Genomic DNA, 12,110 nt, shown 5'->3' with positions numbered 1-12,110 from the left:
TGTGTTAAATGACTGCAGCGTTTTAATGTTTATTCATTAGGGTTCTTCAGGCTCTGGCGTGCGTGCTCAAGCTCACTTTTGGTGCTGGCGATCTCTTGCTGAATGAGTTCGTACTCCTGCTGGGTGCGTTCAAGCCAGTACTGTGCATCTTTCAGTTCACGCGCGATTCTGGGCGCGGTGTCGTCTCCATGCTTGGTCGCAATTGCCAGTTGGGCCTCGATGTGCTCTACCAGCTGGATCTCTCTGTCAAGTCTGCGACGGACCAGAGAGGCTTGATCTTGGTACGTGCTTAGCAGCAACTGAGCTCGCGCGAGTCGTTTTTCGTGTTCGAACTCTTGCCGCACGATCTCCATGCTTGTTTTTAAGTCGGCTTCATAAAGGTCGGTTGAACCGGCGACAAGTGACGCTGCTAATCGAGCGACGATCTCCGCGTTCATCGTGCGATTGTTGGTCTTAGCAGCATGCTTTAGACGATCGCGCATCCCGTCTGGCATGCGCACAAGTACCTTATCAGCCTGATCAGATGGATAAGCCTGCTTCTCTTCCATGGCTATAACTCCGTGCGCAACAATAGAAAAATTCAATAAAGCGAGTCGCTATAAATCGCTTGATTAATAGCTATCGACTCGATATATTTCGATTCATAGCAAGTCGCTATTCTAACGAAAGACAAAGATGTCGGATGGACCAGCACAGGTTAGGGCGGAGCAGTATGTTGTGCGCTTCAGTGAACCTGGTATGCGCAAAGCAATCAAGGCCAGTGCCGCAATCAACGAGCGAAGCATGAACTCTGAAATCATTTATCTCATCAAGCGCGGCCAAGAAGTTGTACGGAATGAAAAGGAAAAGGCTGCAGCATGAAAAGCAAGCCTGAAAAAGGAAACGCCCCTGGAGGTAGGAGTCCAGAGGCGTTGAGTGTCAAAAACCCAGTTATCACACAAGGATTCAACATGGACGATTCTACGCAAATCAACGCCAATCGCGCAATCACAGTACCGTTTCACGGTGCCGAGTTGTATGTTGTAGAGCACAACGGCCAGCCGTACACGCCGATGAAGCCTATCGTTTCTGGCATGGGTTTGGACTGGGCGGCTCAGTTTTCAAAGCTCAAGGCAAACCCAGCGCGCTGGGGTGTTGCGGAAATCGCAATACCCACCATCAGCGGCGTTCAGTCGATGATCTGCTTGCCTCTGCGTAAACTGTTTGGTTGGCTGGCCGGAATCAATGTTGGAAAAATCCGTGAATCGCTGCGCGAAGTGGTGACTACTTACCAAAATGAATGCGACGACGCTCTCTGGAATTACTGGAGCGAGGGTATCGCTGTCAAAAAGCGTTTGGCGCAGCCCGCGCAATCAACCTTTGACTACGATCGCATCAGCCCCGCCCAAGCTCAGGACCTAAAGCAGATTGTTCAGGCAATCGTCGATGCCGGCACTCAGAACTATGCGGAAACCTGGGCGCGACTGCAACGCAAGTTCAAGGTTCACAGCTATCTGGCTTTGCACCCTGGTCAATACGAGGAAGCGCGCGGCTATCTGATTGCCAAGTTGCCCAATGGGTATGCGGGTGATGAAGTGGAGAGCAAGCCCGCAGCGACCAGAGTGAGTCTGGATGATGCTGTGCGCCTTGACTTGGCATTCTCCATGTCGGCCCAGGCAGGCGCGCAAGTGCAGCGGTCTGTCTTTGCTGCAGTCATGCAAGGTGATGTGGATTGGAAGACTAAGCGTTTTGTGTCCAATCTGACGTATGACCGGATGACCCATCAGCTCACAGCGCCAGCCACGCGAGCAATGGATAACGGGGAAATGATCACCTCGCTGGACAAGCTGCCAAAATGGCTAAATGGCGAAGACCCCATCTTTGCCACTGATGAACAGTTGGCCAACATTGCAACGGCTTGCACTATGCGATTGGCGAGGAGCGCCGCAAGCCGACAGCCTGCATTGCGTCATGATGCTTGATTTGTAAATAAAAAGGCCCGCTTTGGCGGGCTTTTTTATTGCATCTTTCCTATCTTAGAAATAGTTGAGCAGTATGTGTAAGAGCTGGCATGCCAGTAGCAACGGTGACAATGCTGCCGGCTGCTTGGAGAGCGTTAAATACACGTTGTCCTAGCGGAGCGTTGGCCAAAAAGTTTTTGTATTCGGGATCAACCATTACATGGCCAACTGCCTGTTCAATTGATTCCAGGATCGGAGTTGCCCCGGTCAACTTGTATTCGTCAATCGCTGTCAGGATCTTGCGTAAAGCGCGCACAACATAGTTGCGAAGTCCTGCATCCATCTCGTCGGATTCCAGAACATCTTTGAGCACGACATCGATTGCTTCTCGCATCTCTGCCAACTTTTCAACTGACAACGTTTTTCGCTTCGAGCCTTTATCGAGCAGAACAGCAGCAGTTCGGACGTTTGCTACCAAGTCAGTGGAGATGTTGGCGGAAAAGGTTTCAATGTGGCTATGTACGTTGTGCGCTTGAAAAGCATGGCTAACTTGTACTGCCCAACCTGGGTGAGGGTCAGCGAGCTCTGGATGATCTTCTCTAAGCAGATCAATGGCTTGCTGCACTAGCAACATTGTTGTTCCCAGTTTGGCTGTCATCAAGGGACTTAGCGTTTCCGAGGCTGGCAGTTCAAAAACCTCTCGCCAGACATCTCTGGCCGAAGCGTTTTTCGGATACGCCTGCACCTTGAGCAGTATTTCGAGCAGACGTCCAGCTGGATTGTCGTACTTCACTTCCTGTCCTTTATTTATTGGATTGAACTAAGCTTTTGTTACCTGTGCTAGTCAATTTGAAGCAGTCTGGTTTAGAGCAAATTGACAGCTTCGCTCAGGTGCGAGGCCGTCATGGCTAGGCCACGCTGTTCCATGAGCTCAATCATGGCAGTAGCTGACATCTCGGGACGCCTCCAGCGTTGGCGCATGGCTTTGAGGGCTTCGAGTGCACGCAGTGGGTAAAGATTGAGCTGGTTGACGAGAAATTCGTCAGGGCCTTGCAGTTCTATGTCGTAGCTTGCCAAGACGTCGCGTGGGAAGTCTTTGGTGTTCGAGGTAACGATGACATCTGCGTGCCCCACGATGGCTGCAGCCAGGACATGGCGGTCATCGGGATCTGGCAAGTTCAAGCCATCAATAAATGGTTCATAGCCGCGGATCAGACAATCCGGTATGGCCGTCTGCATTTGCAATGTCATATGGCGAATGGACGCCTCTTTGTCAGGGAAGTCCTGAATCAGGTGGCGCGACCATTCATCCTCGATATCTACAGACCAGCGGGCAACGTAGATGCCTGTCTGCGCCAGACTAAGCAGGACATCCCGCAGTAAAGCGGGATAGAGCACGTTGGCGTCCAAAACTGCTGTGAAACCCGCTGCACCTGCCATTACAACTCCTGACCGATATCTTTGGTGAGCTGAGCAATCTCGGATAGCGCAGCCTCAGAGCGTGCGCGCGACTCAGCCTGGTATCTGACCAGTTCTTCAAATTCGATTCTGCGGTGCCGGTTCACCATTCGGCACTTCAGTCGGCCTTGCTCAATTTCTTTGATCACAAAGGGGCGTGACACATTGAGGAAAGCCGCGGCCTCTTGCGTGGTCAGTTCTAGCTTTTGGGGTACCAACAGCATGGGCTCGCGCTTGGACATTTGCCGCAGTACGTTGGCAAAAAAGCGAAGCGCCTTGGGGGGGAGTAACAGTTCCGGGCATTCGCCTTGTCCGTCATCAAACTCCAGCTTCAGCTTGACGGTTTCTGCGCGAGAGTGATCCAGAGCGGCTATCAGGCAGCTGGTTGCGACAGCTGCCATCTCGGCTTCCGCTGGGCTCGCTGGTTCTAGCACTTGTTGACTCATGGTTCTCTCCTTGTTCGTTAAACGCATTATTCGCAATTAATGCACTTTTCGCAACACGAAAGTGATGAAGGCCTGCCCGCCTGTCAACTTTTGCCGCAAAACCTAGGGGGCAGAAGCATCACTAGAGTGATTAGGGTGGATCATGTAGCCAGCATGTGTTGTGGGGAGCGGTAGCTTGTGTGCCACCCGCTAGGGTTCGACACCACCACCAGGGGTGAGGTGTCATTGGGGGATGACTCAAAAGCCTCTCAAGCCATTTCAAGGTGAGCTGGATAAGCCAAGCTCTGCCACTCAGGGCCTTGCGCCATTTGCGGGAACTTTGGATGGAGAGTCGCCGCCTGAACGAAGCTTGATTCGCGGAGCCGGCGACTTGGGCATTGCTTTGGGCTCGGGGCTCACCCAGGGCGTCAAGATGCTTACGGATGTGGCTGGTGCCGACAATGCTGCATCACGTGTTCTGGGCAAGGCTACGGAGAAGCTGACGGACCTTGTGTCACCACAGCGCAAAGCTCAGAAGCAGGCCCGCTCTGAAATCATCAAAGTAGCTGAAGAGTCTGGCAGCACTTGGGAGGAAGTGAAGGCCTATGCTGGCAGCTTTGCCGAAGCTCCAATTGATACCACGCTGAATGCATTGGGCACCTCTGCCCCCACGCTGGTGGCTGGTCTGCTGACTGGTGGTGGCGCCGTGCCTGCCATAGCCGCGCGTGCAGCCCAGGTGGGGCTGGGCGCGGCGCAAGGCTTGGGTGGCATCAAGGGGCAGATCCACGAAAGCGTGAAGCAAAAGCACCTAGAAGCGGGCGGGAGCGAGGCCGATGCCAGCCAGCGTGCCGATGTAGCTCAAGCCTATGCAGGCCCCAATGCGGGGAGCATTGCCCTGGGTGGGGTACTGGGCGCGGCAGCTGGCGGTACCGGTGCGGAAAGTGCGGTGCGGCGCCTGGCCGGCCAGCGCGTGGCGGCCGAGGTAGCAGAAAAAGCAGCTCCTGGTGTGCTGCGCTCCACTGCTATGGGCGCGGCCAAAGAGGCTCCGATGGAAATGCTGCAGGGCGGGCAGGAGCGGCATGCTTCCAATACCGCGCTGCAGGGTGAAGGCTTTGATGTGCCAACCTGGCAGGGCGTGGCCGGGCAGGCTGCGCTGGAAGGCTTGGCTTCTGCCCCCATGGGTGGAGGCTTTGGCGCGATGGAGGGCATGGCGCACAAGGGCGCGGCCCAGCGACAGAGTGAGGGTGCTGCTGCTTTTGCTTCTGGAGAACCGCGCACGCCGCCGGAGTCGATCAAAAGCGTGGTGGCCAAGGCGCAGTGGGTGCGCGGCTGGAATGTGGCCCAGGCTCAGGCGCAAGAGGCTGCAGCTGGATCGCCCTCAACTGCCGAGTCAGCAGGTGTGCCGGTCGAACAGTCGGGCGCGGCCAATGACATGGGCCAGGACGCCACGCTGTATGCAGACGACATGGGCAATGTCGGCGCAACGCCGGAGGATGTGACGCAGGTGACGGAGCCAGTTGCAACCCCAGCACCAGTGGGCGAGTCCACTACTAACCCCAATGCAGCGCCAGGCACGGCAGACCTGGGCGCGGACACTCCAGCGGTTCCCGCGCCAGAGCTGGCTCCCTCTCAGGCCATGGGCCTGGACCCCAATGCCGGCGCGCTGTCCAAAGCGGCAGCCATGGCGGTGGATGCCGGCGCGACAGCCAGCCTGACTGCACCGGCGGAGCAAACACCCACAGCAGGCAGCTTGACGGGCGCGGCACAGGACATGGCTCCACAGGAGAGCGCACCATCGCCTGCTGTCGCCCCAGGCGTGGACCCAGATACTGGCGAAATCTCGCTGCAAGCGCAGATGAACAACCTGCGGGCAAGCATTGGTTACATGCAGCAGCAGGGCAAGGCCCAGGGTTGGAACAAAGACATGGTGGCCCAGCGTAACGCGCTGCAGACCCAGCTCACCCGTCTGGAGCTGCAAGCCTCTGGCGGGAAAGAGCGCGGCGCTTCGAGCACGGGCGCGCCCGCCCCTGTGCCCCTGACCGGCATCAACCAGATTCTGGCCAAGCAGATCCCCGCCATGAGCGAGCAGGAGCTGCAGCAGGCCATTGCTCATTACGGCCCCAATCACAAGCGCACAGCAAAACTGGAGAAAGCACTTCAAGCGCTTGCACAGAAAACGCTAACAGCTATTGAAACAGGAGCGAATGCCAATGTCTCTCAAGCCGATCAAACCCAGCAAGGCAGCTCGCAACCTGCGCAAGCAGGAGCAACGCAAGCTGGCAAGGATGCAGGCCAAAGCGTAGGTGCTGCCGCTTCGGCAACCAAGACGGAACAGATCGCGCATGAGGGCAACGCCGGGCGCGAAGCCCAGCGCCAGCGACAGCTCGAAGCCAGCGAACGCTGGACCCGAATGACCACCGTAGAGCGCCAGGCAGTGACGGCCACCGCGCCGGGGCTGAATGCCATTGCTCGCAAGAACCTGCACACTAGGGCTTGGGCAGACATTGGCGAGAAAACACGCGGCAATCTGCTGGATTCTTTGGCGGTTTCGGCGGCATCGCCTACAGGTAAAGCGCAAGCAGCTATCGAAAGTGAAGCAAAGACCAAGCCTCAGCCGGCTTCCAGTCAAACACCCGTCAAACAAGAAGCCCAGCCTATGGCCGATGCCAAGCCGTTCGCGGCAGAGACTGGCACGCTGGGCATCCCTCGCGCTGAGATGCCCCAAGTGCCCACTGCCAACCATGGCGGTCTGGTCAAGCACCTGAATGCCCAGGGCATTGCCCACGAAACCACGACCGTGGACGCGGCAGCGCTCAAGCCCACGCAGGCTGAGTATTCGCCCGCCAAGGTCGAGGCTGCCAAGAGCGCGACTGGCGACCGTGCGGTGATTGTGTCCAGCGATGGCCACATCATTGACGGCCACCACCAGGCAGTCGCGGCAGCCGAGGAAGGCAAGCAGGTCAAGGCCATCGTGCTGGATGCACCGGTGGAGCAGGCATTGGCTGCGGTGAAGGCTTCGCCCAGTGCGAATGCCGCGCCGGCATCAGCACCTGCAACCGAGTCCACGCCTGCACCTGCACCAAAGTCGGTACCGCAGCGCATGAAGGAGGCCAAGGCTGCCAAGGAAGCACAGGCTGCGCCTGCACCCAATGATGGGCAGCGCAAGCATGCAACACAGCGAAGCAAGCAGGAGCTGACTCCGGCGCAGGAGTTGGTCCAAGGGCAGATTGAGAGTCGAGAGCGCCAGAAGAAGGAGGCTTGGGCCAAGGTCAAGCAATTACGTGCAGCCGTAAAAGATGGCACTGCCAACCGGCTGCAGCTGCTCAAGGCAGAGGATGCCCACCGCCATTTGGTACGCGAAGTGGATGGCATGGACTCCCCCAGCTTCCGCCGCGAAGCCGCAGACACCGCAACCGGTGCGGACTTTGATGTAGCCAGCTTCCTGCAAATCATGAACGAGGGGCAGCCAGCCAGCGCCGCAGCTGCTGCAGCCCCGGCGATGAACGTGCGCCCCAGCTATTCGCCTGCAGCCCGCGCGGAGGCCGTTCGCGCTGTGACGGGTACGGCGGATGCCATTCGCCGGGCCTGGGCCAACGGTCCCGAGGTGGTCGTGGCCTTTGATATGCAAGACCCCGTGGTGCCAGAGAGCGCCCGCCGCGCTGACTTGAAGCAGCGCAGCGGCGGTGCCCGTGGTGCACCTGAAGGCTTCTATTACCAGGGCAAGGTCTACCTGATGGCGTCCAAGCTCAAGACGCCCAACGACGCGGCCCGCGTGCTGTTCCATGAGGCATTGGGGCACCACGGCCTGCGCGGCCTGTTTGGCAAGGACTTGGGGTTGATCCTGAACCAGGTGGCCACCATGCGCAAGGCGGATGTGGACGCGAAGATCGAGGAATACGGTCTGCGTCGTATCAACCGCCTGGATCGCCGCACGGCCGCCGAGGAAGTGCTGGCCGAGATGGCGCAGAACACGCCGCAAATTGGCTTTGTGCGCCGTGCTGTGGCGGCCATTCGCACTTGGCTGCGCACCCATGTGCCGGGCTTTAAATCTCTGGCCCTGACTGATGCCGAGCTGATCCGCAACTACATCCTGCCGGCGCGCGCCTGGGTGGAGCGTGGTGGTGCTGCTGGCAATCTGTATGGGGTTGCTTCGTTCAGTCGTGACTCGCGTGAAGCACCTCAGACCGATCTGGAAAAAGCTCTGGTGCTGCAGGGTGCACCGGTGGCGGTCCTGGATTTGAAGAACGCGCCATCAGGTGGATATGCCGTAGTGGAGCGATGGGCGGCGGATCTCTTTGCCCAACAGGGAGGCAAAGCCATCAGCCCGGAATTTGGTGAGGTGCTTCTGGATGCGCGCTCTGCAAAAAGCTCGGTAGCGCATGGCGGTGCCAACGATGCCAAGAAGGTGGCATTTGCAGCGGTCAAGGATGTGATTGAGCGTGGTGCGCTGGTGTATCGGGCCACAGCGGGTCATACCGATAGCTTTTACTCTTCCGCGCCGGTGAGTATTTCAGGCAAGGACAACATCGTGACTGTTCTGGTTCGCCGCGACCACAACACGCAGCGGATGTACCTGCATAGTGTTTCGCTCAAAGAAAATCTCCTGAAGCCGAGAGTGTCCAGTGTTGATGCCAAGAAGGCATCCGAACGGTCTGGCTCAACGAGTTCAGGAGAAGTCTCTACTTTAGCAAATGGTGTGCAGCAGGGCAAGGCGGCAACTGAGGATGTTGCGCGCGAGCTCAACCGCCTGCTGACTCTGGACACCAACAAAGTGCAGCGCGATGCGGCGAATGGTGACAGTGATGCAGATGATTTGCTGTTCAGCCGCTCCAAGATGATGGAGCTCAAGGACAGTGCCCTGGATCAGCTGAGCCAGACTTTCACCCATGAGGGCAAGGTATCGCTTTGGGATAAATCCGTGGGCACCATGCGCCATCTGGGCGAGCGCGCTCCAGCCTTCAAGCCAGTGTACGAGGCAGCAAGCCAGAACATTGAAGATGTTTCCATGCTGGCCAACGATGCGGCCGATGCCGCGCCACGGCTGATCCCCCGTGTGGAAAGCCTGCGCGACATGCTGGGCAAGGATCGCAAAAAGCCGGTGTCTGCGGCAGATAACAAGGCGGTGGCCAAGCCACTATTTGAAGGCACGCTGGTCTGGGCGCGCGACGAGAACGGCAAGCCTGCCCAGGTGGGTGAGCTGCAAAAGCGTCATGCCAATTTGTCGGTGCACAACAAGGCTGCCATGCTGCTCAAGCAGGGAAAGATCGATTCGGGTGTGCTGGCCATGTGGCAAGGCCTGCCGCTGGCGCAGTTTGAGAAGCTGATTGACTCCCGATTTGAAAGCAAGATGCTCAAGGCGGGCATTGTCTGGAGCGATTCTGAGCTGCAATCCATGTTTGGGGCCGATGCCAATCAGGTCAGTCTGTACCGCGAAGCCCGCGCGGCCATTGATCGCTCCATCGACATGACGGCACGCACCGACATGCTGCGCGTGGTGGGCGAGAAGTACGAACCCATGCGCGACGCGGTGCTGGCGCAGCCCTCTGTGGAGGCCGCCGCCCAGCTGCTGCTGGATACGCTCGAGCAGGATGCCAAGGCTGACCCGGACTCACGCGACCGCCTGGGCGAGTACATGCAGCAGATCAAACGTCGCATGGAAACGGCCACAGATCTGCAAAAGGCGGGCTATGCCCCTCTGTCGCGCTTTGGCCGCTATACCGTGGATGTGGTGGATGCCAATGGCGAGCGCCAATATTTCGGCATGTATGAGAGCCAGCGGGAGTCCAATCTGGCCAAGATGCAGCTCGCGCAGGAATTCAAGGGCGCGACCATCACCACCGGCACCATGAGTGCCGAGGCCTACAAGCTGTTTGCGGGCGTGACGCCCGAGACGCTGGAGCAGTTCGGAGAAATGCTGGGCCTGAAGTCCGAGGGTAATGAGGCCCAGGACAAGGCATTTCAGGAGTTCCTGAAGCTGACCAAGAACAACCACAGCGCCATGAAACGCATGATCCATCGGCAGGGTATTGCGGGTTTCAGCCAGGATGTGGGCCGGGTCGTGGCCAACTTTGTGTACTCCAATGCACGTGCCGGGGCCATGGGCCTGAACGCGGGCAAGATGGACACTGCCATTGGCGCGATCCCCAAGGAGCAGGGCGAGCTCAAGGATCTGGCCATGGGTCTGCGCAGCTACATCCGCGACCCCCAGGAGGAAGGCCAGGCCGTGCGCGGCATGCTGTTTGCGCAGTACCTGGGTGGCTCACTCGCTTCGGCCTTTGTGAACATGACCCAGCCTTTCCAGATCACCATGCCTTGGCTGAGCCAGTACGGCGGTATGAAAAAGGCCGGCGCACAGATGGCGCGCGCGCTCAAGGATATGGGTACCAAGGGGTTTCAATACGAAGATGACTTGGCCAAGGCTTTGCAGGCCGCCGAGGACGATGGCACGGTGAGCCCGCAGGAAGTGCATCAGCTGATGGCCCAGGCGCGCGGCGCTGGCGGCTTGCGCTCCGGTGACGGCACCCGGACCGGCGATGCCCGTGCCCAGGCCAGCAATCTGTGGGAAAAGGGCAAGGTGCTCTGGGGTCAGCCCTTCGCGCTGGCTGAGCAGTTCAACCGCCGCAGCACCTTTATTGCGTCATACCGCATTGCCAAGGACCAGGGCATGGCCGATCCAGCCGCATTCGCGCGCAAGGCCGTGCTTGAAACGCAGTTCGTCTATTCCAAAGCCAACAAGCCCCAATGGGCGCGCGGTGCCGTGGGTGGCACGCTCTTTACCTTCAAAACCTATAGCGTCAGCTATCTGGAGCTGATGCAGCGCATGTGGACTCAGGGCGAAGCAGGTAGTCCTGAGCGCGCTGCTGGGCGCCGCGCGGTGGGCTGGGCCCTGGCCATGCTGGTGCTCATGGGCGGCGCCGGTGGCCTGCCCTTCATGGAAGACGCGGAAGACTTGATTGACGGCGCGGGCCAGCTGATGGGCTACAACCTGAGCAGCAAGCAGTGGCGCAAGGAGCTGATGGCCGATGCCGTGGGCAAGGAGCTGGCCGATTTCATGGAGCAGGGTATCTCTGGCCTGCCGGGGGCGCCCATCGATGTGTCCGGGCGTCTGGGTATGGGCAATCTATTGCCCGGTACCGGCCTGTTCCTCAACAAACCCAGCCGCGAGCGCGACTTGTTGGAAATCGCAGGCCCGGCAGGTGATCTGGTAAGTCGTGGCTTTAGCGGCGCACGCAAGCTGCTGGGCGGTGATGTGGCGGGCGCGGCGCTGGAAATCTCGCCCACGGCCATTCGTAATCTGGCCAAGGGTGCGGACATGGCGGCCACTGGCATGTACCGAGATACCAAGGGCTACAAGGTGATCGACTCGACTCTGGCCGAAGCCGCGGCGAAAGCCATTGGCTTCCAGCCCAAGCCAGTGTCTGAGGTGCAGGAGGCCAATAGCTTCATGCAGCGCAGCAAGTCCTTCTATACCCAGACCAGCAGCGAAATCAAGGCGCAATGGGCAGACGCGCTGTTCCGCAAAGACGAGGCGGCGGTGAAGCGGGTGCGCGAGCGCCTGGCCGACTGGAACCGCGTCAACCCGGATCAGCCCATGGTGGTGAAGATGCCGGATGTGTGGAAGCGCGTGCGCGAGATGGGCAAGGATCGTACCCAGCGGATTGCGGAGGCTGCACCCAAGGCGTTGCGCGAGCAGATGCGGTCGCAAGCAGCGGAGGTTTGGGGGTGAGGTGGCTTGGGTCGATCTGCGAATGTCTCAGATCGACCGAGGCTGTGTGGAAACGCGAAAAGGTCACGTTTTCGGTAGTAGCAAAACCATTCCCGACATCGTGATCGTCGATCCTGGATCGATCTGAGAGGTCGATTTACGAATTGCCTTGCTCACGACGGAGTTTTCACACAGCCTCGACCCGTTGCAGTCGTTCATGCCTCGTCAACCGATGCCCACTGCGCAGCGGAAGCGGGCATCGGCCAGCGGCAGCTTTCTGGCAACCCAATTGCATTGGGTGAAGTGCCAGTCAGCGGTCGGTCACGGTGGAACGACTCTGCGGCTTGAGCCTGCCACAGATGACAGCGTACGGCCGGCTGGCCCTTGTACCCGATACCGTGCCACCACACTTCAGGCATGCATTCCGGCGCAGGGCAGCGGGGTTCGGGCTGCGACGTACACCCTTCGGAAATCTCAGTCAGTCTTTGATGATTTCGGAGTTTACGAGCCTTTCAGAAGTGAGTCGAAACAGCTCTGCGCCCTCACCGCATCTGCCTACTCGGCTACTCTTTGTCGAAAAAT

The 12,110-nt window shown here is 58.7% G+C and carries 7 protein-coding genes; 3 read left to right on the top strand and 4 right to left on the bottom strand.

The features are described from left to right. Positions 1-29: 29 nt before the first annotated feature. On the bottom strand, positions 30-548 hold the full coding sequence (locus tag HF327_RS11785; RefSeq protein WP_169108412.1) for an Arc family DNA-binding protein: 519 nt from the start codon (positions 546-548) through the stop codon (positions 30-32). A 127-nt stretch (positions 549-675) separates the two neighbouring features. On the opposite strand from HF327_RS11785, the gene HF327_RS11780 reads away from it, so the two are divergent. Both HF327_RS11780 and HF327_RS11775 read left to right on the top strand, forming a co-directional pair. Beyond that, positions 676-861, top strand: a complete 186-nt coding sequence (locus tag HF327_RS11780) for an Arc family DNA-binding protein (protein ID WP_169108411.1) — start codon at positions 676-678, stop codon at positions 859-861. Positions 862-950: 89 nt separating this feature from the next. Continuing rightward, entirely contained in the window at positions 951-1,961 is a 1,011-nt protein-coding gene (locus HF327_RS11775) for a phage antirepressor N-terminal domain-containing protein (RefSeq protein ID WP_169108410.1), read from the top strand. A 49-nt stretch (positions 1,962-2,010) separates the two neighbouring features. Here the strand turns inward: HF327_RS11775 and HF327_RS11770 are convergent, their stop codons facing one another. From HF327_RS11770 to HF327_RS11760, 3 genes are all read right to left on the bottom strand, one after another. Further along, complete coding sequence (locus tag HF327_RS11770) at positions 2,011-2,733, bottom strand: hypothetical protein (RefSeq protein WP_169108409.1); 723 nt, start codon at positions 2,731-2,733, stop codon at positions 2,011-2,013. A 71-nt stretch (positions 2,734-2,804) separates the two neighbouring features. Next, positions 2,805-3,380: a PIN domain-containing protein gene (locus HF327_RS11765; RefSeq protein WP_169108408.1), complete on the bottom strand. Its 576-nt coding sequence runs from the start codon at positions 3,378-3,380 to the stop codon at positions 2,805-2,807. Continuing rightward, entirely contained in the window at positions 3,380-3,844 is a 465-nt protein-coding gene (locus HF327_RS11760) for a helix-turn-helix domain-containing protein (protein ID WP_169108407.1), read from the bottom strand. Before HF327_RS11760 ends, HF327_RS11765 begins: the two co-directional genes overlap by 1 nt. 232 nt (positions 3,845-4,076) lie before the next feature. On the opposite strand from HF327_RS11760, the gene HF327_RS11755 reads away from it, so the two are divergent. Next, positions 4,077-11,549 carry a PLxRFG domain-containing protein gene (locus tag HF327_RS11755; protein WP_198460476.1) on the top strand — a complete coding sequence of 2,491 codons (7,473 nt, stop codon included), beginning with the start codon at positions 4,077-4,079 and terminating at the stop codon, positions 11,547-11,549. Positions 11,550-12,110 lie beyond the last annotated feature (561 nt).

Origin of the sequence: Comamonas suwonensis (assembly GCF_012844455.2) — a bacterium.
Lineage (GTDB): Bacteria > Pseudomonadota > Gammaproteobacteria > Burkholderiales > Burkholderiaceae_C > Comamonas > Comamonas suwonensis.
Note: the sequence above shows the minus strand (reverse complement) of the source record. Positions and strands in the feature narration are given on the sequence as shown.

What these genes read in the sequence shown, in the direction of transcription:
- HF327_RS11780 (WP_169108411.1), top strand. Translation starts at nt 676, where the DNA reads ATGTCGGATGGACCAGCACAGGTTAGGGCGGAGCAGTATGTTGTGCGC.
- HF327_RS11775 (WP_169108410.1), top strand. Translation starts at nt 951, where the DNA reads ATGGACGATTCTACGCAAATCAACGCCAATCGCGCAATCACAGTACCG.
- HF327_RS11765 (WP_169108408.1), bottom strand. Translation starts at nt 3,380, where the DNA reads ATGGCAGGTGCAGCGGGTTTCACAGCAGTTTTGGACGCCAACGTGCTC.
- HF327_RS11760 (WP_169108407.1), bottom strand. Translation starts at nt 3,844, where the DNA reads ATGAGTCAACAAGTGCTAGAACCAGCGAGCCCAGCGGAAGCCGAGATG.
- HF327_RS11755 (WP_198460476.1), top strand. Translation starts at nt 4,077, where the DNA reads ATGACTCAAAAGCCTCTCAAGCCATTTCAAGGTGAGCTGGATAAGCCA.
- HF327_RS11785 (WP_169108412.1), bottom strand. Translation starts at nt 548, where the DNA reads ATGGAAGAGAAGCAGGCTTATCCATCTGATCAGGCTGATAAGGTACTT.